Annotated in this window: 23 protein-coding genes and 1 riboswitch; of the genes, 16 read left to right on the forward strand and 7 right to left on the reverse strand. The window is 69.1% G+C overall.

Going from position 1 to position 22,479, the window contains the following annotated elements; translation table 11 throughout:
* Together GONAM_RS17895 and GONAM_RS17900 are read left to right on the forward strand one after the other, a co-directional pair.
* Positions 1 to 1,783: MFS transporter (locus GONAM_RS17895; protein ID WP_006868169.1), on the forward strand; the 1,783-nt coding region annotated here is incomplete at its 5' end.
* On the forward strand, positions 1,780 to 2,313 hold the full coding sequence (locus GONAM_RS17900; RefSeq protein ID WP_006868170.1) for a DUF2771 family protein: 534 nt from the start codon (positions 1,780 to 1,782) through the stop codon (positions 2,311 to 2,313). The genes GONAM_RS17895 and GONAM_RS17900, both read left to right, overlap by 4 nt.
* Positions 2,314 to 2,352: 39 nt before the next feature.
* On the opposite strand, the gene GONAM_RS17905 is transcribed toward GONAM_RS17900, so the two are convergent.
* Positions 2,353 to 2,766, reverse strand: coding sequence for a cold-shock protein (locus GONAM_RS17905; protein ID WP_006868171.1), 414 nt, complete (start codon positions 2,764 to 2,766; stop codon positions 2,353 to 2,355).
* Positions 2,767 to 3,007: 241 nt separating this feature from the next.
* Here GONAM_RS17905 and GONAM_RS17910 point away from each other — a divergent pair, with 241 nt between their 5' ends.
* The 5 genes from GONAM_RS17910 (at position 3,008) to GONAM_RS17930 (ending at position 6,225) form a co-directional block, all read left to right on the forward strand.
* Entirely contained in the window at positions 3,008 to 3,217 is a 210-nt protein-coding gene (locus tag GONAM_RS17910) for a hypothetical protein (RefSeq protein WP_040536876.1), read from the forward strand.
* A gap of 5 nt (positions 3,218 to 3,222) precedes the next feature.
* Positions 3,223 to 3,768 (forward strand): flavin reductase family protein, encoded by a 546-nt coding sequence (locus GONAM_RS17915; RefSeq protein ID WP_006868173.1) that lies wholly within the window; start codon positions 3,223 to 3,225, stop codon positions 3,766 to 3,768.
* 13 nt (positions 3,769 to 3,781) lie between these two features.
* Positions 3,782 to 4,870, forward strand: coding sequence for a GTP 3',8-cyclase MoaA (gene moaA / locus GONAM_RS17920; protein ID WP_040536872.1), 1,089 nt, complete (start codon positions 3,782 to 3,784; stop codon positions 4,868 to 4,870).
* A gap of 11 nt (positions 4,871 to 4,881) precedes the next feature.
* Complete coding sequence (locus tag GONAM_RS17925) at positions 4,882 to 5,130, forward strand: MoaD/ThiS family protein (protein ID WP_006868175.1); 249 nt, start codon at positions 4,882 to 4,884, stop codon at positions 5,128 to 5,130.
* A 254-nt stretch (positions 5,131 to 5,384) separates the two neighbouring features.
* Positions 5,385 to 5,584, forward strand: a riboswitch (cyclic di-AMP (ydaO/yuaA leader).
* A 5-nt stretch (positions 5,585 to 5,589) separates the two neighbouring features.
* Complete coding sequence (locus GONAM_RS17930) at positions 5,590 to 6,225, forward strand: transglycosylase family protein (protein ID WP_006868176.1); 636 nt, start codon at positions 5,590 to 5,592, stop codon at positions 6,223 to 6,225.
* 111 nt (positions 6,226 to 6,336) lie between these two features.
* Here the strand turns inward: GONAM_RS17930 and GONAM_RS17935 are convergent, their stop codons facing one another.
* On the reverse strand, positions 6,337 to 7,188 hold the full coding sequence (locus GONAM_RS17935) for a helix-turn-helix domain-containing protein (RefSeq protein ID WP_006868177.1): 852 nt from the start codon (positions 7,186 to 7,188) through the stop codon (positions 6,337 to 6,339).
* An 86-nt stretch (positions 7,189 to 7,274) separates the two neighbouring features.
* Here GONAM_RS17935 and GONAM_RS17940 point away from each other — a divergent pair, with 86 nt between their 5' ends.
* Positions 7,275 to 8,069: an SDR family NAD(P)-dependent oxidoreductase gene (locus tag GONAM_RS17940; RefSeq protein WP_006868178.1), complete on the forward strand. Its 795-nt coding sequence runs from the start codon at positions 7,275 to 7,277 to the stop codon at positions 8,067 to 8,069.
* 49 nt (positions 8,070 to 8,118) lie between these two features.
* Here the strand turns inward: GONAM_RS17940 and GONAM_RS17945 are convergent, their stop codons facing one another.
* The 4 genes from GONAM_RS17945 to GONAM_RS17960 are packed head-to-tail and all read right to left on the reverse strand — an operon-like array spanning position 8,119 to position 9,851.
* On the reverse strand, positions 8,119 to 8,550 hold the full coding sequence (locus tag GONAM_RS17945; RefSeq protein ID WP_006868179.1) for a molybdenum cofactor biosynthesis protein MoaE: 432 nt from the start codon (positions 8,548 to 8,550) through the stop codon (positions 8,119 to 8,121).
* Positions 8,551 to 8,588: 38 nt separating this feature from the next.
* Complete coding sequence (locus tag GONAM_RS17950) at positions 8,589 to 9,089, reverse strand: MogA/MoaB family molybdenum cofactor biosynthesis protein (RefSeq protein ID WP_006868180.1); 501 nt, start codon at positions 9,087 to 9,089, stop codon at positions 8,589 to 8,591.
* Entirely contained in the window at positions 9,082 to 9,615 is a 534-nt protein-coding gene (moaC, locus tag GONAM_RS17955) for a cyclic pyranopterin monophosphate synthase MoaC (RefSeq protein WP_006868181.1), read from the reverse strand. The genes GONAM_RS17950 and moaC overlap by 8 nt, the downstream gene beginning before the upstream one ends.
* 5 nt (positions 9,616 to 9,620) lie before the next feature.
* The gene (locus GONAM_RS17960; RefSeq protein WP_006868182.1) at positions 9,621 to 9,851 is read right to left on the reverse strand and encodes a hypothetical protein; all 231 of its coding nucleotides are present in this window, start codon (positions 9,849 to 9,851) and stop codon (positions 9,621 to 9,623) included.
* A gap of 88 nt (positions 9,852 to 9,939) precedes the next feature.
* Here GONAM_RS17960 and GONAM_RS17965 point away from each other — a divergent pair, with 88 nt between their 5' ends.
* On the forward strand, positions 9,940 to 12,135 hold the full coding sequence (locus GONAM_RS17965; RefSeq protein ID WP_006868183.1) for an RCC1 domain-containing protein: 2,196 nt from the start codon (positions 9,940 to 9,942) through the stop codon (positions 12,133 to 12,135).
* Between the two features lie 140 nt (positions 12,136 to 12,275).
* A complete protein-coding gene (locus tag GONAM_RS17970) occupies positions 12,276 to 14,666 on the forward strand; it encodes a protein kinase domain-containing protein (RefSeq protein WP_006868184.1) in 2,391 nt (796 codons plus the stop codon).
* A 24-nt stretch (positions 14,667 to 14,690) separates the two neighbouring features.
* Here GONAM_RS17970 and GONAM_RS17975 read toward each other — a convergent pair whose 3' ends face one another.
* Positions 14,691 to 15,452 (reverse strand): IclR family transcriptional regulator, encoded by a 762-nt coding sequence (locus GONAM_RS17975; RefSeq protein WP_006868185.1) that lies wholly within the window; start codon positions 15,450 to 15,452, stop codon positions 14,691 to 14,693.
* Between the two features lie 148 nt (positions 15,453 to 15,600).
* Here GONAM_RS17975 and GONAM_RS17980 point away from each other — a divergent pair, with 148 nt between their 5' ends.
* The 6 genes from GONAM_RS17980 to GONAM_RS18005 all read left to right on the forward strand — a co-directional run bounded on the left by GONAM_RS17980 (position 15,601) and on the right by GONAM_RS18005 (position 22,359).
* Complete coding sequence (locus GONAM_RS17980; protein WP_006868186.1) at positions 15,601 to 16,869, forward strand: DUF6986 family protein; 1,269 nt, start codon at positions 15,601 to 15,603, stop codon at positions 16,867 to 16,869.
* Positions 16,870 to 16,920: 51 nt separating this feature from the next.
* Positions 16,921 to 17,733, forward strand: a complete 813-nt coding sequence (locus GONAM_RS17985) for a bifunctional allantoicase/(S)-ureidoglycine aminohydrolase (protein WP_006868187.1) — start codon at positions 16,921 to 16,923, stop codon at positions 17,731 to 17,733.
* Between the two features lie 73 nt (positions 17,734 to 17,806).
* Positions 17,807 to 18,469 (forward strand): response regulator transcription factor, encoded by a 663-nt coding sequence (locus GONAM_RS17990; protein WP_006868188.1) that lies wholly within the window; start codon positions 17,807 to 17,809, stop codon positions 18,467 to 18,469.
* 3 nt (positions 18,470 to 18,472) lie between these two features.
* On the forward strand, positions 18,473 to 19,906 hold the full coding sequence (locus tag GONAM_RS17995) for a sensor histidine kinase (RefSeq protein WP_006868189.1): 1,434 nt from the start codon (positions 18,473 to 18,475) through the stop codon (positions 19,904 to 19,906).
* Positions 19,907 to 20,019: 113 nt separating this feature from the next.
* Positions 20,020 to 21,411, forward strand: coding sequence for an MFS transporter (locus GONAM_RS18000; RefSeq protein ID WP_006868190.1), 1,392 nt, complete (start codon positions 20,020 to 20,022; stop codon positions 21,409 to 21,411).
* A gap of 9 nt (positions 21,412 to 21,420) precedes the next feature.
* Positions 21,421 to 22,359 carry a TAXI family TRAP transporter solute-binding subunit gene (locus tag GONAM_RS18005; protein ID WP_006868191.1) on the forward strand — a complete coding sequence of 313 codons (939 nt, stop codon included), beginning with the start codon at positions 21,421 to 21,423 and terminating at the stop codon, positions 22,357 to 22,359.
* Positions 22,360 to 22,479: the final 120 nt, after the last annotated feature.

The raw sequence follows: 22,479 nt of genomic DNA on the forward strand, positions 1-22,479 counted from the left end.
GCCGCCCGGGCCGGGTCCCGGCCGCAACGCCTACCTGCCCCCGCCCACCCACAATCCCCATCTGCCGCCGCTCGACGACCGCGGTCAGCCGCAGTACGACGAGTCCGCGACCCACGCGATGCCCGCCGACCACGGCCCGCGAACGCCCAAGAAGCTCACCGTGATGCGGGTCGCCGCGATGCGCAGCCGGGAACTGACGGGCAAGGGCATCGGCAAGATCCATCGGGCCGCGACCGCCGACGGCGCCGACCAGTCCGGCCTCACCGCGCTCACCCTGCCGGTGATCGCGAACTTCGCCGCCGACGCCGCAATGGCCGTCGCGCTGGCCAACACCCTGTTCTTCGCGGCCGCGACGGGTGAATCCAAGACCAACGTCGCGCTGTACCTGGCGCTGACGATCGCGCCGTTCGCGCTCATCGCTCCCCTGATCGGTCCGCTGCTCGACCGGCTCCAGCGCGGTCGTCGTATCGCGATGGCCGCGACCTTCGGTCTGCGCGTGATCCTGGCGCTGCTCATCATGGCGAACGTCCAGTGGAACGACGTCACGCAGCAACTCGAGTACGACCCGTGGGTGCTCTATCCGTGTGCGTTGGGCCTGCTGGTGCTGTCGAAATCCTTCGGCGTGCTCAAATCGGCGGTCACCCCGCGTGTGGTGCCCCCGACCATCGACCTGCCGCGGGTGAACTCCCGCCTGACCACCTTCGGCCTGATCGGCGGCACGATCGTCGGCGGCGCGGTGGCCGCGCTGATCGAGATGCTGCTCGGCAAACTGCTACCGCTGCATCTGCCGGGGGCGATGGTGTGGCTGGCGATCGTCGCCGCGGCCGGCGCCTACCTGTGCATGCGTATCCCGTCGTGGGTCGAGTCGACCGAGGGCGAGATCCCCACGACCCTGACCTATCACGGCGAACCCGCCCGCTCGAGCGTGCCCGAACACGAGCCGACCAGTGCCCGCGAGGGCGCCAAGATGCTCGCCGCCAAGATGCGTCAGCCGCTCGGCCGCACGGTCGTGGCCGGCTTGTGGGGCAACGGCACCATCCGCATCCTCACCGGCTTCCTGACGCTGTTCGTGGCCTTCTACGCCAAGGCGCAGCAGGGCGACGCGTCGGACTGGACGCAGCTGCTCCTGCTCGGCGCCGTCGGTGCCGCGGCCGGTATCGGCAACATGCTCGGCAACGGCGTCGGCACCCGGCTGGAGCTGAAGAACCCGCCCGGCATCATCGTCTGGGCCACCGCAGCCTGCTTCGCCGTCGCGGTCCTCGCGGCGATCTTCGGCAACATCCTCTTCGCGGCGGTCGCCGCCCTGGTCGCCTCGGGCACCAGCGCGATCGGCAAGGTGTGCCTCGACTCGTCGATCCAGGACGATCTGCCCGACGAATCGCGCGCGTCGGCCTTCGGTCGTTCGGAGACGGTCCTGCAGCTGTCGTGGGTCTTCGGCGCCTCGCTCGGTGTGCTGCTGCCCCCGACCCTGTGGATCGGCTTCACCGTCGTCGCCGTGCTGCTCGGGCTGGGCCTGGTCCAGACCGTGATGACGACCCGCGGGTCGTCGCTGGTGCCGGGCCTGGGCGGTCGGCGCCCCGACCACGCCGCACCGACGGTCGCATTCCGGGCCGCCGGCTCGGACGCTGCACCCCGCACCGGCCCGGGATCGGCACCCACCCGGGCGCATACCCAGCGGCCGACGACCACACGGATGCCGTCGACGGCACCGTTCCCGAACTCCGGTGACCGGGCCCCCGGAGACCGCCCCGCCCCCGACCAGACAGGACATCGCCGACCGTGATCAGCAGTGGTGAGAAGAAAGCTCTTTCGATCATCGCGATCGTCGTGGTGGCGTTCGTCGCAGTCGTCGGCGTCTCGGTGTTCCTGCTGACCCGCAACTCCTCGCACGACGACCGGCCGTACCTCCACATCGCCGTCGGCAAGAACCTCTACACCGTCGAGCCGGTGCGGTGGTGCGACCTGATGCTCGACGAATGCGACCCGCCGCTGGGCACGTCGCAGCGCGAGGCTCCCCGGGTTCCGGTGGCGGTCGGCGACACGGTGATGCTGTCGGTCTCCGGCGACATCGCGAAGGGCCCGTGGAACCTCGCGGCCGTCTATTGGACGCCGAAGGGACTCGTCGAGGACGAGCAGCCCCAGGCGTCCGGTGAGACCTACACGGTCACGCTGAAGACGGCACCCGAATACGTCCTGCTGGGCGTCACCGTCTACCCGGCGTCGGCGCGGCTGACACCAAACGACGAGATCATCCCGCGCGGCGTGCTGGCAGCGCAGACCGCGCCGGAGAACTTCCTGCAGTACCTGGGCTGACGCCGCGCGGCGTCGGGCTCAGTGCTCGAAGAACGGAGCTCAGCTCTCGAGTTCGCGAGCGACCGCGCGAACGACCTCGGAGATCCGCTGCGCGGTCTTGCGGTCGGGGTAACGCCCCTTGCGCAGATCCGGCTGCACCTTGCCCTCGAGCAAGGTGATCAGATCGGCGACCATGCCGTGCAGCTCGTCGGGGGTGTGGCGCTTGGTCTCCTTGCGGGCGGCCTCGCGCACGTTCTTCGACACGCTCGGCGCCGGATCGAGAACCTTGACGCTCAGTGCCTGCGGCCCGCGGCGACCGGCAGCCATGCCGAACTCCACGCGCTGCCCCGGCTTGAGGGCCTCCACCCCGTCGGGCAGGGCGGACGAACGGACGTAGACGTCCTCACCGCTCTCCTGAGCGAGGAAGCCGAAGCCCTTGTCCGCGTCGTACCACTTCACCTTGCCGGTCGGCACTGTGCTCACCCTCATCTGTACGTCGTAGATCTCTAGCTGATCTGCCTGTCACAACAAAAGACGCCGTCACCCATCACACGACCCACGGCGGAAAGTCCGTATGGGCCCAGACGGATGCAAGGCGCCTGCTGCGCCCCATGGTAGCCAACACCCCACCCCGCGGTCACACCATTACCTCCGCCCTACCGGTCAGCCCCTCGCGCGGCGTCGCACTGCCGGAGTGTGCATTACCGTGGACGACATGCAGAAGACGACGTCCCCGCGGTTGCTGCAGGCAGCCATGGTGATCTTCGCGATCGGACTCATCGCCCTCGTGGCCCTGTTCGTGACCCCGCTCGTCACCGACGGCGACACCGCACCGACCTTCGTCTACCTGTTGACCATGTGCGCACCGCTGGGTTTTCTCCTCGGCCTGGTGTACGCACTCCGTGCCGGACGCCGAGCCAGGTGAGGACCGTGACCGCGACCATCGACACCACCCCAGAACTTGCCCCCGTCTCCGACGCCAAGGCCCTCCGGGCAGCGTTCAGCTGCTTCCCCAGCGGCGTCGTCGCGGTGTGTTGCCTTCAGGGTGAGGGAGATTCGACCACGCTGATCGGAATGGCGGCGAGCTCCTTCACCACCGTCTCTCTCGACCCTCCACTGGTATCGGTCTGCGTCCAGAACACGTCGACGACGTGGCCGCAGATCCGTACCGCACCGGCCATCGGCGTGAGCGTCTTCGCCGGCGACCAGACCGATGTCTGCAAGCAACTCGCCGGTCCGTCGGAGCGACGGTTCGACGGCATCACGCCGCTGCGCACCGACGCCGGGGCGGTCTTCGTCCCCGACGCTGCCGCCCATCTGTCGTGCACCATCCACAACGAGATCCAGGCCGGTGATCACACCGTCGTGCTGCTGGAGATCAACACCTTGCGCGCCGACCCCACGGTCGAGCCGCTCGTGTTCCATGCCAGCACCTTCCGAGCTCTCGAGGCCCGCAAGGACCCGAACGCCACGTGATCCGCAGGACAGCGTGAGCACGGTAGGACTCGGGATCCCCACGCCACGGTCGATGACGGCCAGGGCGCCATCCGACGTGCCCACACGCGGGCCGCTGCGCGACACGTTCGGGCGGGTGGCGAAAGATCTGCGGGTCTCGGTGACCGACCGGTGCAATCTGCGCTGCACCTACTGCATGCCGGCCGAGGGACTCGACTGGATGCCCAACGACGCGGTGCTGAGCGCCGACGAGCTGATCCGCGTGCTGACGGTCGCGGTCCGGGACCTGGGGATCGAACGCATCCGCTTCACCGGCGGTGAGCCCCTGCTGCGTCGCGACCTCGAGCAGGTCATCGGCGCCGTGTCCGCCCTGCCCCAACGGCCCGAGATAGCGATGACCACCAACGGGCTGGGTCTCACCCGGCGGATCGACGGCCTCGTCGCCGCCGGACTGAACCGCATCAACATCTCCCTCGACACCATCGACCGCGAACGATTCGCCGAGATCACCCGGCGCGACCGGCTCGACGACGTGCTGGCCGGTCTCGCCGCCGCCAAGCGCGCGGGTCTCGACCCGGTCAAGGTCAACGCCGTGATCCCCGACCGTGCCGACCTCGACGCGATCCCGGACCTGCTCGCCTACTGCCTGGAACACGGCTACGAGCTGCGCATCATCGAACAGATGCCCCTCGACGCCGACCACGCCTGGCAGCGGACCCGGATGGTGACCGCCGACGAGATCCTCGCGACGCTGCGCACACGGTTCGATCTGCTGCCCGATCCCGCACCGCGCGGCAGCGCCCCGGCGGCCACCTGGATCGTCGACGGCCATCGGACGTCGCGGGGCCCGGCGAAGGTCGGCGTGATCGCCTCGGTCACCCGTCCGTTCTGCGGTGACTGCGACCGCACCCGGCTCACCGCCGACGGGTCACTGCGCAACTGCCTGTTCGCCTCGTCGGAGACCGATCTGCGCGCCGTGCTGCGCACGCTGCCCGACGACGAGGTCGACGCCGCCGTTGCCGCGCTGTGGCGCACCGACATGTGGCAGAAGGCTCCTGGGCACGAGGTGAACGCCGCCGGCTTCGTGCAGCCGACGCGGCCGATGTCCGCCATCGGCGGATAGGCTCGGCCCCGATGAACCTCACCGTCCGCTTCTTCGCCGCTGCTCGCGCCGCCGCCGGTACCGAGTCGCGTGTCGTCGACATCGACCCCGCGACCACCCTCGGCGACCTCGAGTCGACGCTGTCCGCCGGCAACGCCGAACTCGCAAAGGTACTGGAGCGCTGCTCTTATCTCCGCGACGAGATCGCCTTCACTGACCGTTCACTCCAGCTCGGCACCTGCTCGACACTCGACGTCCTTCCCCCGTTCGCCGGTGGCTGACACCACAACCACCGTGTGACCTTAGTCACATAACGGCGCGGTAACGAGATGGCCACGGGAGCGCATCCGGCCCGATGAACTGCGATGACGCCGAAAGTTGGTCGGGAGACCAGGTTCTGAAGAAAAAATAAGTTGCGTACAAGCAGGTGAATCGGCCGATCGAACGACGTACTGTACGAAGCGACCTTCTCGAAGGTCACGGTAAGGAAACAGAACATACGTCCCGCCGGCCGCGCCGAGCCTCGCTCCGCCGGAGGGTACGACCGCACGAAATCTAGGAGCGAGGACGGGGGACCCAACCTCATCCCCTGAGACCGGGCACCACACCAGGTGTCCTAGGGGTTAAGTCCCAGGCGCAGAACCGTGATTAACAAATCCCGGTGATGCACTGGGGCCGAGCAACCTCTCGCTCGAACCCGACAGCTGACTTCGTAGGCGCGTGGAGAGAGGAATCGATCTATGTCCGGACGTCACCGCAAGCAGACGACCAGCTCGACCACCAAGACCTTCACCAAGGTCGCCCTCACCGGCGCCGTCCTCGGTGGCGGAGCCGCCCTTCTGGGCACCGGTACCGCGAACGCGGCAACCGATGCCGAATGGAACCAGGTCGCCCAGTGCGAGTCCGGCGGCAACTGGGCCATCAACACCGGCAACGGCTACCACGGCGGCCTGCAGTTCTCGCCGAGCACCTGGAGCGGCCACGGCGGCGGCGAGTTCGCCCCGACCGCCGAGCAGGCCACCCGCGAGGAGCAGATCGTCGTCGCCGAGCGCGTGCTCGCCTCGCAGGGCAAGGGCGCATGGCCCACCTGTGGCGTCGGCCTGTCGGGCCACACCCCGCGCACCGCTCCGAGCGATGTCCCGGCCCCGATCGTCAAGAAGCTCCAGGACGGCAACGGCAGCTTCAGCCTCGTCAAGGCTCCTGAGGCCAAGACCACCGACGACGTCGCCAAGCAGGTCACCTCGGTTCTCACCGACGCCGGTGTGAGCCCCGAGGTCGAGAACCTCTGGAACGCCGCCAAGAACAGTGGTGTCTCGCTGAGCCCGGAACAGATCAAGCTGTTCAACGACAACAAGCACCTGCTGCCCAACCCCTGACGAGTAGCAGCCCTTACCTGTAGCGGCTCGGACACAATCCGCAGCGCACAGAGGGACCCAGACGAAGGGCCCCGCACGATGACTGATCCGTGCGGGGCCCTTTTCCAATTCTCAGGTGGCTTCCGACAGCCCGGCGGCGTCGGAACCCAGGACCTGCAGTAGGGCGAGCGCTTCGGCGTCCGCCGAACCCGCCGGCGCACTGTAGAGAACCAGATGCTGGTCCCGCTCGGCGAGCTCCAGCGAATCGCAGTCGACCGTGATCTCTCCGACGACGGGATGCCGCAGGGTCTTCCGGAGCGTCGGTGCAGCCGCGACGTCGTGCTGGTCCCACAGCCGGGCGAACTGTGCGCTGCCTTCCCGCAGATCCTCGACGAGACCGACGACCGCCGGGTCCGATGGATAGCGGGTCGCCGCCAGCTGCAACCTCGCGACGACGTGGTGGCGGAACTCCGCGCCGTCGGAGATGCCGTACAGCGGCGCGGCGTCGTCGGTGAGGAACGCCCGGCGCGCGAGGTTGCGATCGGCCGGGCCGAGTTCGCCGAAGTCCTCCAGAAGCGCGGCCGCCAGGTCATTCCAGGCGAGAACCTCGAAGATCGCCGACATCACGAATCCCGCGGTCTGCGGCATGCGGTCCAGCAGTGCGACGATGCTCGGACGCACGTCCCGCCGGTGGAGGGCGGTTCGCAGTGGAGCTGTTCCGGCGAGCATGTGCAGATGGTCGGACTCCTCGTCGGTGAGCAGCAGCGCTCCGGCGATGCCGACGAGCACCTCCGCCGACGGCCGGGGCGCACGGCCCTGCTCGAGCCGTACGTAGTACTCGGTCGAGATGTGCGCGAGCACCGCGACCTCTTCCCGCCTCAGCCCGGGAGTCCGACGCCGCGTACCGGCCGGCAGACCGACGTCCTCCGGCTGCAAACGCTCACGTCGACTCCGCAGGAACGAGGCGAGTCCGTGCTTGTCCATACCTCGAGTGTGCGTCCGATCGGCCGGCGGAGAGTAGTACAGCCTGTGCCTGAATGAGCTCGCCCGCCACGGCCACGCTGAGTTCCATGACACACGACACCGATATCCGGTCCACCCCGTCCATCGGCCTGCTCACCGGCAAGGTCATCTTCATCAGCGGCGCCAGCCGCGGAATCGGCGCCGCCGCAGCACATCTGTTCGCCCACGAGGGCGCCTCGGTCGTGCTCGGTGCGCGCGGCATCCATGCCCTCGAGCGGATCGTCGACGACATCCGGTCGACCGGCGGCACCGCCGACGCGGTGGCTCTCGATCTGGCCGACGATGCAAGCGTCCACGCCGCGATCGCCCGCGTCGAAAACCTGCACGGCCGCCTCGACGGCGCGTTCAACAACGGCGCCGTCGTCCAGGAGGTACCCGGTCCGCTGCAGGACACCACGGCAACCGACATCGACCGGCAGTTCGCGGTGAACTTCCGCTCGCACTGGATCGCGATGAACGCCGAAGCGGCGCTGATGCAGCGCAATGGCGGCGGCGCGATCGTGAACACCTCGAGCATCGGGTCGCGACGCGCCAACCCCGACCTTCCCGCCTACGGGGCGATGAAGCGCGCACTGAACAGCATCACCGAGACTGCGGCCGTCAGCTGGGCACGCGACGGCATCCGCGTCAACGGGCTCACACCCGGCGGCACCGCCACCGAGATGATCGACGAGTGGGAGGCGGCCAGCCCGGGGGTCTCCCGTTGGATCAGCGACTCCACTCCCCTCGGCCGGATGGCCGAGCCGCGCGAGATCGCCGAGGTCGCCGCGTTCCTGCTCAGCGACCGCGCCTCGTTCGTCACCGGCGCGATCGTGCCCGTCGACGGCGGCGCCGGGGCCTAGGTCTCTCGCTCCCTGAGGTGCGAGGAGCGCAGCGACGAGCCTCGAAGGGCTAAGCCGAGTTGATCCACTCCTCGGTGCCGTCGTCGTAGTACTGGTGTTTCCACACCGGGATACGCGCCTTGACCTCGTCGACGAGCCGGGCGCAGGTCTCGAAGGCGGCGCGGCGATGGTCGGCGGCCACGGCGACCACGAAGGCGACGTCGCCGATCTCCAGGTCGCCGACGCGGTGCGAGACGGCGACTGCGCGGACACCCTCGACCGCCGACACCTCTTCGACGACCTCGGCGAGCACCTTCGGCGCCGTCGGATGGGCGGAGTAGGCCAATTCGGCGACGGTCCGGCCGCCGTCGTGGTCGCGGACCGCCCCGACGAAGCCGACGATCGCACCGGCCTTGCCGTCCGAGGCGTCGGCGACCATCGCCTCGTGGTCGGCGAGCCCGATGGGCTGGTCCGACACCGCGGTGTGTACGACTACGGTCATTGGTCAATCCTGTCTTGTCACGGTTGATCGGGGGACGATCAGTGATCCCCGCCGCGGATCTGGTCGAGGGCGTGGTGCACGACGCCGGTGAGGACGGTCAGGCCGTCCCGCACGCCGCCGGTCGAGCCGGGAAGGTTCACCACCAGTGTCGTCCCGGCGATACCGGCGAGGCCACGCGAGAGCACGGCCGTCGGGACCTTCGGCAGCCCCGCCGCGCGGATGGCGTCGGCGAGGCCGGGGATCTCGACGTCGAGCAGCGGCCGTGTCTCCTCGGGGGTGCGGTCGGTCGGTGACAGACCCGTTCCCCCGGTGGTGAGCACGAGGTCGACGCCGGCGTAGACCGCGGCGCGGATCGCGGCGCCCACCGGCGGACCGTCGGCCACCACATCGCGTTCGGCGACCGAGAAACCCTGCTCGACGAGCCAGGCCTCGATGATCGGACCGGTGCGATCGGGGTAGACCCCGGTACTCGCCCGTGTCGACGCGACGACGATCTGCGCGACGCGCTGCCGTGCGGGGTCGGGCGTGGTCTCAGCCATCGGCCGGGTTGTCCCGCAGCCAGTCGCCGGATTTGCCGCCGGTCTTCTCGAGTAGGCGGATGCCGTCCATGCGGGCGCGCTTGTCCACGGCCTTGACCATGTCGTGCAGCGTCAGCCCGGTCACGGCGACCGCGGTCAGGGCCTCCATCTCGACGCCCGTCTGGCCGGAGGTGGCTACGGTCGCGGTCACGTCGATGGAGTCGGTGCCGATGGTGAAGTCGACCTCGACCGACGACAACGCCAGCTGATGGCACAGCGGGATCAGCTCGTCGGTGCGCTTGGCCGCCATGATGCCGGCGATGCGGGCGGTCGCCAGCACATCGCCCTTGGGCAGCTTCGACTCACTGAGGAGGCCGATCACCTCGGCCGTGGTGTGGAAGGTGCCGCCGGCGATCGCACGACGTTTCGTCGGCGCCTTGTGCCCGACGTCGACCATGCGCGCCGTGCCGCTGCTGTCGATGTGCGACAGGCGGCCGCCTTCCTCCGGAGAGACCGACCCGCCGCTGGGAGTTCCGGTGGTCGGCATCGGCGTCAGCGGTTGACGACCGTCTTCGCCTGCACGAAAGGCAGGTCGTCGACCGGGAGCGGGAACTCGGTGTCACCGAACGGGGACAGCGCACCCGAGATGTGCGTCGCGAGTTCGGAGACCGCGTGGTCGGGATGGTTGCCGTCCTCGTCCTTCGGCCAGCCGTTGTCGACGTAGTGCTTCTTGCCGGCTTTGTCACCACTGTTGTTTGCCACGGGAGCATTGTGCCACGCCATTCGAATGAAAGAAGTGCGGTGTCCGGGCATGGCGACCGCACCGGCGTTATCGTCGTCGCATCACAGGTCACGCCACCAGGAGGCGATGATGGCCCACCACCCCGAACAGGTCGCCGGCTACCGCGTGATCAGCCGCCTGGGCGCGGGCGGTATGGGCACGGTCTACCTGGTGGAGAACCCGCAACTCCGACGCCGCGAGGCACTCAAGGTCATCTCGGTCGCCGAGACCGTCGACGAGGAATTCGTCCGCCGGTTCAGCCGGGAGGCCCAGACCGCCGCCTCCCTCGACCACCCGAACATCGTCACGATCTATCACTACGGCGTCACCGACGACGACCCGTGGTTCACCATGGCCTACCTCGACGGACGGGATCTGCGGGGCGGCTCGTTCCGGCCCGACGAGATCCTCACCATCGTCGACCGCGTCGCCGACGCCCTCGACTACGCACACACCCACGGTGTCGTGCACCGCGACATCAAACCGGGCAACATCCTGGTCACCCGGCGGGCGATGGGCGACGCCCTCGACCGGGTCGTGGTCCTCGACTTCGGGATCGCGAAGCTCGCCACCGCGACCACGCTGACCGCACCGTCGTCGTTCGTGGGCACGCTGGTCTACGCCGCCCCGGAGATCCTCGACGGCAAACCGGCCGGCCCGGCGTCGGATCAGTACGCGCTCGCCTGCACCGCCTACGAACTGCTGTCCGGCGCGACGCCGTACGAGGCCGACACCCAGACCCGGCACATCGTCGCGAAGCTGACGTCACCGCCGGAGCGGATCAGCCGGTACCGGCCCGACCTCGCCGCGCTCGACCCCGTCTTCGACCGCGCCTTGGCCCGCGGCCCGCTGGACCGCTATCCCACGTGCACCGACTTCGCCCTCGATCTGCGGCGGGCGCTCGCTGCGACCGGCACCGGCACCGCAGCGACACAGATCGTCCCGCCGCGGGCCGGTCCGACGACCCGGCCACCGCCCCCGCAGCACCCGTATCCCGGACCACAACCACCTCTGTTTGCGCCGGGGCAGCCGCAGGAGACGCAGCAGGTCTCCGGACCGGGCTTCACTCCCCCGCTGCCCGGCCACTCCGCCCCCACCCGGGCGGCACCGCCGGGCGGGCGGCGCCGTTGGCCGTTGCTCGTGGGCGCGATCGGGGTGGTCGCGCTGCTCGCGGTGGTCGCGACCGTCGTTCTCCTCACGCGCGGCGACGACGACAGCGGCGGTGCCGGCGGTTCGAGTCCGCAGGCGGCTGCGGCCGAGGAGGTGAAACTCAGTGCGGGTCTCGGTACCACCTGTTCGATCCGCGACGGTGCCGCCTGGTGCTGGGGTGACAACCAGGCCGGACAACTCGGCGACGGGACCACGACGAACCGCTGGACGCCCACTCGCGTCGCCGACCTCACCGGCGTCACCTCGATCACGACCGGCGGGCCCAACACCTGCGCGGTCGCCGAGGGCGTCGCCTACTGCTGGGGCAACAACGACTACGGACAACTCGGCGACGGCACGACGACCAGCCGACTGAAGCCGACCCCGGTGGCCGACCTCGCCGACGTCACCGCGATCTCGACCGCCAACTGGGCCACGTGCGCCATCGCAGCCGCAGCCGCCTACTGTTGGGGCACAAACGATTTCGATCAGGTGGGCGACGGATCCACGGCCAACCAGTACCGTCCGGTGCGTGTCGCCGGGCTCGACGACGTGACCTCGATCAGCGTCGGGGTGAACTTCACCTGCGCGGTCGCCGGCGGCGACACCTACTGCTGGGGCCTCAACGACAACGGCCAGGTCGGTGATGGCACCACCTACAACCGGCCCAAGCCGACGAGGGTTGCCGACCTCGATGCCGCGACCTCCGTGTCGGCGGGCGACCAGGCCGCCTGCGCGATCGCCGGCGGCAGCGCATATTGCTGGGGCAACAACGCTTTCGGACAACTGGGCGACGGGACCAGGGACTCCCGCACCACCGCGACGCTCGTCTCCGGCGTCGACGACGCGACAGCGATCAGCACCGGAACCGGGCACACCACCTGTGCGATCGCCGGCGGCGTCGGCTACTGCTGGGGCGCCAACGCGTGGGGGTCGGTCGGCGACGGCACGCTCGAGGACCGCCCGAATCCCACCCGGCTCAACGGATTGTCCGATGTCGCCGCGATCTCGACCGGCGAACGGACGTCGTGCGCACTCGCGTCGTCGGACGTCTGGTGCTGGGGTTTCAACGCGACCGGTCAGCTCGGCATCGGCAGCACCGACGACAAGCTCACGCCCACCCGGATCGGGTACTAGACATGGCCGTCATCCACTCGTCGGTCATCCGATTGAAGGGTGCCCCGGACCGGGGCCGTATCGGTATCGTCCCAGCGTACGACCGCCACGAGTTCGAGTTCTCCTGTAATCGCTTCTCACCGTAAGAAAGAGGTGTCGCCGTGCCACTGAGTCCGGGCACCCACATCGCCGGCTACCGCGTGATCTCCCAGCTGGGTGCCGGCGGCATGGGCGAGGTGTATCTCGTCGAGAACCTCCAACTCGAGCGGCGTGAGGCGCTGAAGGTCATCTCGACCGCCGTCAGCGCACAGCCCGGGTTCAACCAGCGCTTCACCAACGAGGCGAAGACCACCGCGAAACTCGATCACCGCAGCATCATCACGATCCACCAGTACGGCATCGAGGACGGTTCGCCGTGGTTCTCGATGAGTTATGTGGACGGCAAGGACCTCACCGAGGAGCGCCTGAAGCCGGCGGAGGTCTCGACGGTCGTCACCCAGGTCGCCGACGCCCTCGACTATGCACACCGCCATCAGGTGGTGCACCGGGACATCAAGCCCGCCAACATCCTCGTCACCCGCGACCCGGCCTCGGGAGTGATCGACCGCGCCCTCGTCCTCGACTTCGGCATCGCGAAACTCGCCGGGTCGGCCAATCTGACCGGCACCCACTCGTTCATCGGGACCGTCGCGTTCTCCGCACCCGAGACCCTCGAAGGTGCCGACGCCACAGCACGTTCCGACCAGTACTCACTGGCCTGCACCGCCTACGCACTGCTCGCCGGGCAACCACCGTTCGTCGGCCAGTCCGAGCCGTCGGTGATGCTCGGCCACATCCAGCGGCCGGTCCCCCACATCGGCCAGTTGCGCGGCGACCTCGCGCACCTCGACCCGGTCTTCCAGCGCGCACTCGCCAAGGACCCGGCGGCCCGTTACCCCGACTGCCGCAGCTTCGCCGCCGCCCTGAAGTCGGCGATCGAATCGCCGTCCGCGCAGGGCAATACGATCGCGGCCGCATCAGTTCCCCCGCCCACGCTCGTCGGCGGCGGCACCGGCGCGCCGTCGGCCCAGCAACAGCCGTTCGGTCAACCCTTCGGGCAGTACACCCCACCCCCGCAGCCGACGATGACCGGACCGTCCGGCCCGCAGCCGCTGATGAGCCACCCCTCGGGGCCCGGCGCGACCGCGAACGTCTCTGGGCCGAATTCTTCTGGGCCGAATTCGTCTGGACCGCAACCGCTCTACAGTTCACAACCGCAGGGTGCGATGCCGTACACGCAGGCCGGTTACCCGGGGACACCGCCGAAGAAGAAGCGCACCGGGTTGATCATCGCCGGCGTACTGGGTGCCGTGCTGGTCGTCGTCATCGGTGCGATCGCCGGACTGGTCCTCCTGAGCAGCGCCGCCGACGATCCCGAAAAAGCAACCGTCGCACAGCCATTGGTGAGCACTGACTTCGGCACCAGCTGCGCGATCGTCAACGAGACGGTGAACTGCTGGGGCGACAACACGACCGGCCAACTCGGCGACGGAACGACCACTCCGCACAGTCGTCCGGCCACGGTGGGCGGTGTCACCGACGCGACGTCGGTCTCCGTCGGCGGTTACCTCACCGGTGAGAACACCTACGTCGGCACGGCGTGCGCGGTCGCCGCCGGCGAGGCGTGGTGCTGGGGCAACAACCACTACGGCGAGGTCGGCAACGGCTCCGACGGCAACATCGTCGAGACCGCGACCAAGGTGGGCACGCTCTCCGAGGTCAAGGCGATCACCACCGGCTGGGGCACCAGCTGCGCGATCGCCGGCGGAGACGCGTACTGCTGGGGCAACAACGAATACGGCCAGCTGGGCACCGGCGGCAGCGACGCCGTCTCGGTGCCCACCAAGGTTCCGGGCCTCGGTGTCGTCACCGACATCACCACCGCCTACGGCACCACCTGCGCCGTCTCCGACGGTTCGGCATTCTGCTGGGGCAACAACGACAGCGGCCAGATCGGCGACGGCAGCACCACCCAACGGTCGGCGCCGGTGAAGGTCGGCGGGCTCGACGAGGTCACCGCCATCAGCCTCGGCGGCTACCACGAGTCGGCCCCCTACGACGACAACGACCCGTCCACCAACACCAGTACCTACTTCCAGACGGCCTGCGCGATCTCCGGCGGAGACGCGTACTGCTGGGGCGCCAACGCCTACGGCCAGATCGGCAACGGCACGGCCGAACCGCGCAAGACGCCCACCAAGGTGAACAACATCTCGAAGGCGTCGGCCATCTCCACCGACTGGGGAACCACCTGCGCGGTCGCCGACGGAAAGGCCTGGTGCTGGGGCGACAACGACCGCAGCCAGCTCGGCTCCAGCGGCGGCTCGGTGAAGATCCCGCGCGAGGTCAGCAGCCTGACCGACGTCACCTCGATCTCGACCGGCAACGGCACGTCGTGTGCGATGGCCTCCGGCTCGGTCTGGTGCTGGGGCTTCAACAACGACGGCCAGATCGGCGACGGCTCGAGCGGCGACTCGGCCAACCGCACGTCGCCGACCAAGCTCACCATCTGACCCCGCCGCACGAACGAGAGTCGCCTACGACTCCCTCGCACCGATGAGAGCCTCGGAGATGGTGTCAGCCGCCGCCCGCAGGGCGCCGACCGCCCGCGCTCGCAGATCCTCGTCGAACCGGGCGACCGGACCCGAGATGCCGACCGCCATCGGCGTCGGCGCACCGGGTACGGCGACGGCCATGCCGCAGACCCCGACCTCGTACTCCTGCTCGTCGGTGGCCACGCCCTCCGCACGCACCTGCTCGACGGCCGCGAAGACGCCGGACAACGAGGTGACGCTCCACTCGGTGGCGGGCGTGAGCCCGGCCTGGGTGACGTGCTTGAGGATTCGAGCGTCGTCGAGTTCGGCGAGCACCGCCTTGCCGACGGCGGTGTTGTGCATCGTCACCCGACGCCCGACCTCGTTGTTGGTGCGCATGCTGTGCGGCGAGGGGACCTGCGCCGCATAGATGACCATGTCGCCGTCGAGCACGGCGAGGCTCGCGGTCTCACTGAGTTCGGCGACGAGCGAACCCAATACCGGTGCGGCCACCGCGCCGAGTTGCCGGTTGGCCACCTCGCCGAGGCGGATCAGCCGCGGGCCCAGCGCATACGACCGGTTCGGCAGTTGCCGGACGTACCCGATGCCCACGAGCGTGCGCAGCAACCGGTGGATGGTCGGCGGCGGCAGCGGCGACTCCGACGACAGATGGCTCAGGGAGCACTCGCCACCGGCGCGACCGATGAGTTCGAGCAGCTCGAAAGCCCGCTCGACCGACTGGACGCCACCCGAGTTACCCGCCATTGCCACCTCCACAGTTCGGCGCAAGATTACGTTCCATGATGTGAAACCACAATTGGGGTCCACCAACACCTCGGCCTGACGACGTGCGCCGAGTCAGGTAAAGTCCACTCTGCGGAATTATTTTTCCATCATCGACGGAGGACTCCTCATGAGCGTGCAGCCCGGCCGCCTCGGTGCGGCCTTCCTGGCGGAGGTCGAGGCAGCCCTCGCCCCGGCGGACGCCCTGCTGGCCGAGAGGTATCCCGGCGACGACGGAAGCCGGCAACCGATCCACACCGTCTATGTCCCCGCCGACCGGTATTCCGCGGACCTCGCCCGGGAGTGGGGCCGCACGGCACTGGACACCGCAGCCGAGCACGGAGGCCTCGACGCGATCGCCCGCGCGACCGTCGCCCGAACCGATTCGACCGCAACCGAACTCGCGGCCCTCGTCGAGGCGAAGCTGCACACCGAGCCCGTCGAGGATCTGCGCGTCGACTTCGAGGACGGTTACGGCGTCCGCTCCGACGACGAGGAGGACGCAGCGGTGGCGGCTGCCGTCGCCGCGATCCGCGAGGCCGGCGACACCTCGCCGCCGTTCATCGGCATCCGCTTCAAATGCTTCGAGTCCGATGTGCGGGCTCGTGGCCTGCGCACCCTCGACCTGTTCATCTCCGGACTCGCCGACACCGGCGACCTCCCAGCCGGCCTGACGCTGACCCTGCCGAAGGTGACCTCGACCGATCAGGTCACCGCGATGGTCACCGTCGCCCGCGAGCTCGAGCGCATCCACGCACTGCCGGACGGTCGGATCGGCTTCGAGATCCAGGTGGAGACCCCGCAGTCGGTGATGGGCGTCGACGGATCGGCGCCGGTCGCGAAGATGATCCACGCCGGCGAGGGCCGGGTGACCGCGCTGCACTACGGGACCTACGACTACTCCGCATCCCTCGGCATCGCCGCCGCGTACCAGTCGATGGAACATCCGGCCGCCGATCACGCGAAGGCCGTGATGCAGCTGGCCGCGGCCGGCACCGGCGTGCGCCTGTCCGACGGGTCGACCAACATCCTCCCGGTCGGCGACCGCGAGGCCGTCGAAGCCGGTTGGGCCCTGCACTCGCGACTGGTCCGCCGCCACCTCGAACGCGGTTTCTACCAGGGCTGGGATCTCCACCCGGCCCAGCTCGTCACCCGATTCCTCGCGACGTACGCCTTCTACCGCGACGGATTCGATTCCGCCGCAGAGCGACTGCGCAACTACGCACACCAGATCTCCTCGTCGGTGCTCGACGAACCCGCGACCGCCCGCGCTCTGGCCGGCTTCATCCGCCGCGGCGAGGTGTGCGGCGCGCTGACCGTCGACGAGGTCGAGACGGCAACCGATCTGCCCATCGCGAAGGTGCGCGAACTCGCACTCCACCGGCCGCCCGCCGCCTGAACCCGCAAGCCCCGAACGACCATCAACCAATCCGCCGAAGAGGACACCACGATGACCGCCTCCCCGTACTACACCCCCGCCGGTGGGCTCCCGCCGCAGACCGACCTGCTCTCCGACCGCGCGATCGTCACCGAGGCCTACACGGTGATCCCGCGCGGCGTGCTCCGCGACATCGTCACCTCGGTCTTCCCCGAGTGGACCGGCACCCGCGCCTGGGTCATCAACAGCCCGGTTCCCGGTGGCGCGCAGACCTTCTCGCAGTCGATCGTCGAGGTCGCGCCGGGCGGCGGATCGGATGCCCCGGAGCCGCAGCCGGAGGTCGAGGGCTTTCTCTTCGTCACCGCGGGCACGCTGACCGTCACCGTCGCCGGTGAGGAGCACACGCTGGCCGAGGGCGGCTTCGCGTTCCTGCCCGCAGGTACCGCATGGTCGGCGCACAACCGCAGCGACGCCACCACGACCTTCCACTGGATCCGCAAGCGCTACCAGCCGATCGCGGGTCACACCCCGGCCCCGAAGTTCGGCAACGAGCGCGACATCGAGCCTTCCCCGATGCCCGACACCGACGCGTGGAGCACCACCCGGATGCTCGACCCGCAGGACCTGGCCTACGACATGCACGTCAACGTCGTCACCTTCAAGCCCGGTGGATCGATCCCGTTCGCCGAGACCCACGTGATGGAACACGGCCTCTACGTCCTCGAGGGCAAGGCCGTCTACCGCCTCAACGGCGACTGGGTGGAGGTCCAGGAGGGCGATTACATGTCTCTGCGCGCCTTCTGCCCCCAGGCCTGCTACGCCGGCGGACCGTCGGACTTCCGCTACCTGCTCTACAAGGACGTCAACCGGCAGATCGCCCTCTGACCCTGTTCGCCGGAGGTCCATCCCCGAGGTGGCACCGGTTCACCGGTCACCCGCTGTCGTACCGTGAGAGGCGATGCGTATCGCGGTGGTGGAGGACGACGACGGGGTCGGTGACGCCCTCGTCGACGCCCTGATCGAGGTCGGCCACGAGCCACGCCGGATGCGTCGCGGAGCCGACCTCCTGCTCGGTCACCGGGACTTCGACCTCGCCCTTCTGGACCTGGGACTACCCGACGAGGACGGACTGACCGTATTGCGCCGGTTGCGGACGGTCAGCCGGCTGCCGGTCGTGGTTCTCACCGCGCGGGACGACGAGCGATCGGTGGTGCGGGCACTGCGCGGGGGCGCCGACGATTATGTGGTCAAACCGGCACGGCTCGGCGAGCTGATGGCGCGACTGGAGGTGGCCGCCCGTCGGCGGGTCGCCGACGCGCCGGCCGTCGCAGGGCGGCAGATATCGACCCGCGACATCACGGTCGACCTCGATGCGCGACGGGTCACCGTCGCCGGCGCCGACGTGGCACTCACCCCGAAGGAGTTCGAACTCCTCGCGCACCTCGTCGGACGCCGCGGCGAGGCCGTGAGCCGCGAACAGTTGATGGATGCGATCTGGGGCGACGCCTACGTCGCGATCTCCCGCAGCCTCGACGTCCACATGACCGCACTCCGGGCGAAGCTCGGCAGACCCGGCGTGATCGAGACGATCCGCGGGTACGGCTACCGCTGGGACTCCTGAGCGATGTGGCGGCGTGTGCTGCTCGTCCTCGTCGCCTATTCGGCGATCGTGGTCCTCGGCTTGGCCGTCCCCCTGGCTTCGACGGTGAGTCGTGAACGGCTGCAACGGTTCACCGAGAGCCGAACCGCATCCGCGACCTACTTCGCCGACCTCGCCGATCGCGAACCGGAGATACGGGGCACCGAGCTACAGCAGGCTGTCGAGCGCTACAACGCCCTCTATGGCGAGGGTGTCGTGGTGGTCGATCGAGCCGGCACGACACGCGCCTCGGCCGGCCTCTCGGCCCGGTCGCCGGAGGTCGCCGAAGCGGTCTCCGAGGCGTTGCGCAACCAGCGCACGCGGATCCCGTCGGGTCTGACGCCGTGGTCGCCCGCATCGGTACTGGTGTCCCGACCGATCGGTACGGGCAGTCAGGTCGACGGCGCGGTCGTGATCGCGGCATCGACGTCGGCGGCGAAGCGGGATGTCACCAGGTACTGGGCGATGATCGCCGGTGGTGCTCTTGCCATGCTGCTCGTGGGGTCGCTGATCGCGGTTGCGCTGTCGCGGTGGACGGTTCGTCCGCTGACCGCGTTGACGACCCGGGTGCGCTCGCTGCGCGCATCCATCGTCGACCACGTTCCGGACGCGGTCGAACCGCGGCCGGACGGACATCGTGATCCCCGGCGCAGCGGCCCGCCGGAGGTCCGTGAGCTGGCCCGCATCTTCGACGCCATGGCCGACGACGTCGAGCACGCCACCGCAGCGCAGCGTCGTCTGGTCGCCGACACCGCTCACGCACTGCGTAATCCGCTCGCCGCGGTCCGGTTTCGGCTCGACACTCTCGGTCTCGGCCTGACCGGCCGATCGCTCGCGTCGCATGAGAAGACGCTCGTGGAGATCGATCGGCTGGACCGCATCGTTCAGGACCTGCTCGTCCTCGCCACCGCCGAATCGCGGCCCGCCGTCTCCGCCACCGGCGTCTGCGACGTCGCCACCGTGTTGACCGAACGTCACGACTTCTGGGCGGGAGCGTTCGCCGAGGCGGGCCTGTCGGCGTCGATCACCTTGCCGCCGGAGCGGCCACGGTCGATGATCGCCGCGGTCGACGAGGACGACCTCATCCGGGTGCTGGACGTCCTGATGAGCAACACGGTCAATCACGCCGGACCGGACGCGTCCGTCGAGTTGGGCTGCCGATCCGAAGGGCCGCGTATCCGCATCTGGGTCGCCGACACCGGTCGCGGTGTGCCCGCCTCCGAGCTGCCTCGCGTGACGGAACGGTTCTTCCGCGCGGCGACCGGCAGCGCACCGGGCTCCGGACTCGGATTGTCCATCGCCCGGGCCCTGATCGAGGGCGCCGGCGGCGAACTGACGGTGCGCGCCGGACGCCCTACGGGACTCCGGATCGACCTCTGGATACCGGCGGCGAATCTCGCGCCGGATGTCGAGTCCTAAGGGAGTGTTAGGAAACCGAGATCGGCTTTCGTCGAGCCTGTGACTGCCTTCACAGTGTTAAGGGCACCGACGCCGGACTCGTGTCGGGTGCACGTTCGACGACTGGAGGACTGATGACCGACTCGACCACCGGGCTCGCCGCGGATGCGCGCAGCGCACCACCGACATCCTCGGCCGCGGCCACTCGCCGCGCCGTCTACAACACCCTGCGCGGCTCCTCGGGCAATCTCGTCGAGTGGTACGACGTCTACGTCTACACGGTGTTCGCGACGTACTTCGAGAGCCAGTTCTTCGACTCGGCCGACAAGAACTCCACCGTCTACGTGTACGCCATCTTCGCCGTCACGTTCCTGATGCGGCCGGTGGGTTCCTGGTTCTTCGGCCGGTACGCCGACCGACGGGGCCGGCGCGCGGCGCTGACCTTCAGCGTGTCGTTGATGGCCGCGTGCTCGCTGGTCATCGCACTGACACCGGGCCGCGAATCGATCGGAGTTTGGGCGGCGGTCGTCCTGGTCCTCTGTCGTCTGGTGCAGGGCTTCGCGACCGGCGGCGAGTACGGTGCGTCGGCGACGTACATGTCCGAGGCGGCCACGCGTGAGCGTCGAGGGTTCTTCTCGTCGTTCCAGTACGTCACGCTGATCGGCGGACACGTGCTGGCGCAGCTCACACTGCTCGTGATGCAGGGTTTCCTCGACAAGGACCAGATCTCCGACTTCGGTTGGCGCATCGCCTTCCTCATCGGCGGTGTGGCCGCGGTCGTGGTCTTCTGGCTGCGCCGCAGCATGGACGAGTCGCTCACCCCGGAGCAGTTGGAGGCCGTGCGCACCGGCGCCGATTCCGAGTCCGGATCGATTCGCGAACTCATCCTGCACCACTGGCGCTCGCTGGTGGTCTGCTTCCTGGTCACCATCGGCGGCACCATCGCCTTCTACACCTACAGCGTGAACGCCCCGGCCATCGTCAAGACCGCCTACGAGGACCACGGCCGCGTCGGCACGTGGATCAACCTGATCGGACTGGTGTTCCTGATGGCACTGCAGCCGATCGGCGGGATGATCAGCGACAAGGTCGGACGCAAGCCGGTGCTCGTCTTCTTCGGTGTCGGCGGCGTCATCTACACCTACGTCCTGATCACCTACCTGCCCCAGACCACCTCGGTGGCCGCGTCGTTGACGCTGCTCGGCATCGGCTACATCATCCTCACCGGCTACACCTCCATCAACGCGATCGTGAAGGCCGAACTGTTCCCGTCGCACGTCCGTGCTCTCGGCGTGGGCCTCGGTTACGCCCTCGCCAACTCGGCGTTCGGCGGCACCGCACCGCTGATCTACCAGGCGGCGAAGAACGGCGGTCACGTCCCGTGGTTCATCGCCTACGTCACCGCCGTGATCGCGGTGTCGCTGCTGGTCTACATCTTCGTGCTGCGCAACAAGGCGGAGACGCCACTCGACCGCGAGCAGGGGCGGGCCTTCGTCGACGCCGAGGTCGGCGCGCGGCGGGCCTAAGGTGACACCATGTCGTACGCGCGCGGGTCGGTCGATCGTCGGACCGTGCTCCGCGGGTGCTCCGGCATGGGGGCGCTGCTCCTGCTGTCCGCGTGCGGCGACGAGCGCGGCTCACCGGTCCGCCTCGCGGCGGGTGAGACCGGCGGCTTCTTCTGGGAGTTCGCCGGTCTCCTCGCGGCGGCTGCTGACCGGTCGGGTGCACCGCCGATCCGGCCCCTGCGGTCCAACGGCTCCGCCGAGAACCTCGACGCCCTCTCCGCGGGTTCGGCGGAGCTCGCCCTCAGCCTCCGCGACGCTGCCGTGGAACGTGCGGACCCGCAGCTGACCGCGCTCGGGTGCGTGTACGAGAACTATTTCCAGGTGGCGGTCCGCGCCGATTCGGGCATCGCAACGGTCGCCGATCTCCGTGGGCGGGTGGTGAGTGTCGGCGCACCGGGTTCCGGGGCCGCGGAACTCTCGCAGCGGGTTCTCGTCGCAGCCGGACTCGGTCCGGAACGCGACATCCGGCCGGTTCGCCAGACGATGCGGGAGGCCCGCGCCGCGCTCGCCGCCGGAGAGGTCGACGCGGTCATGTGGGCGGGTGGTCTGCCGACCCCGGCATTCGCCGACCCGCAGGTACCGATCGCTCTACTCGACCTCGGCGGAATCGTGCCGGCGCTACGACAGCGGCACGGCCTCGCGTACGAGCCCGTGCGCATCCCGGCCGACATCTACGGTCGGCATCCGGCGGTCACCACCGTCGGGGTCGCGAACCTACTGCTCGCTCGACGGGACGTGCCGGACGCGACCGCTGCGGCCGTCGTCGACCTGCTGCTCGACGAGTCGGCCCAGCTCGTACCGGCCCAGGCGATCGGCAGTCAGTTCCTCGACGCCCAGTCGTTGATCGTCACCGGGCCCATCCCCCTGCACCCGGGAGCCGCCGCCGAATACCGCCGCCGGCACGGGTGAACGCCACTCGGCCGCGAACAGGGTCGGGCATTCGCCGACGCAGAGGTGGCCGCCCGCCCGCGACCGTGGCGGATAGACTCGTGCGAAATCCGTCCGATTCGGGCGTTTTGGATCGGCTGT

It is taken from the genome of Gordonia namibiensis NBRC 108229 (assembly GCF_000298235.1).
GTDB lineage: Bacteria > Actinomycetota > Actinomycetes > Mycobacteriales > Mycobacteriaceae > Gordonia > Gordonia namibiensis.

Excerpts from the sequence above, each read along its gene's own strand:
- GONAM_RS17930 (WP_006868176.1), top strand. The coding sequence starts at position 5,590 with ATGTCCGGACGTCACCGCAAGCAGACGACCAGCTCGACCACCAAGACC.
- moaC (WP_006868181.1), bottom strand. The coding sequence starts at position 9,615 with ATGCCGACCACCGGAACTCCCAGCGGCGGGTCGGTCTCTCCGGAGGAA.
- GONAM_RS17945 (WP_006868179.1), bottom strand. The coding sequence starts at position 8,550 with ATGACCGTAGTCGTACACACCGCGGTGTCGGACCAGCCCATCGGGCTC.
- GONAM_RS17980 (WP_006868186.1), top strand. The coding sequence starts at position 15,601 with ATGAGCGTGCAGCCCGGCCGCCTCGGTGCGGCCTTCCTGGCGGAGGTC.
- GONAM_RS17990 (WP_006868188.1), top strand. The coding sequence starts at position 17,807 with ATGCGTATCGCGGTGGTGGAGGACGACGACGGGGTCGGTGACGCCCTC.
- GONAM_RS17965 (WP_006868183.1), top strand. The coding sequence starts at position 9,940 with ATGGCCCACCACCCCGAACAGGTCGCCGGCTACCGCGTGATCAGCCGC.
- GONAM_RS17925 (WP_006868175.1), top strand. The coding sequence starts at position 4,882 with ATGAACCTCACCGTCCGCTTCTTCGCCGCTGCTCGCGCCGCCGCCGGT.
- GONAM_RS17985 (WP_006868187.1), top strand. The coding sequence starts at position 16,921 with ATGACCGCCTCCCCGTACTACACCCCCGCCGGTGGGCTCCCGCCGCAG.
- GONAM_RS17960 (WP_006868182.1), bottom strand. The coding sequence starts at position 9,851 with ATGGCGTGGCACAATGCTCCCGTGGCAAACAACAGTGGTGACAAAGCC.
- GONAM_RS17995 (WP_006868189.1), top strand. The coding sequence starts at position 18,473 with ATGTGGCGGCGTGTGCTGCTCGTCCTCGTCGCCTATTCGGCGATCGTG.
- GONAM_RS18000 (WP_006868190.1), top strand. The coding sequence starts at position 20,020 with ATGACCGACTCGACCACCGGGCTCGCCGCGGATGCGCGCAGCGCACCA.
- GONAM_RS17940 (WP_006868178.1), top strand. The coding sequence starts at position 7,275 with ATGACACACGACACCGATATCCGGTCCACCCCGTCCATCGGCCTGCTC.
- GONAM_RS17950 (WP_006868180.1), bottom strand. The coding sequence starts at position 9,089 with ATGGCTGAGACCACGCCCGACCCCGCACGGCAGCGCGTCGCGCAGATC.
- GONAM_RS17935 (WP_006868177.1), bottom strand. The coding sequence starts at position 7,188 with ATGGACAAGCACGGACTCGCCTCGTTCCTGCGGAGTCGACGTGAGCGT.
- GONAM_RS18005 (WP_006868191.1), top strand. The coding sequence starts at position 21,421 with ATGTCGTACGCGCGCGGGTCGGTCGATCGTCGGACCGTGCTCCGCGGG.
- GONAM_RS17975 (WP_006868185.1), bottom strand. The coding sequence starts at position 15,452 with ATGGCGGGTAACTCGGGTGGCGTCCAGTCGGTCGAGCGGGCTTTCGAG.
- GONAM_RS17910 (WP_040536876.1), top strand. The coding sequence starts at position 3,008 with ATGCAGAAGACGACGTCCCCGCGGTTGCTGCAGGCAGCCATGGTGATC.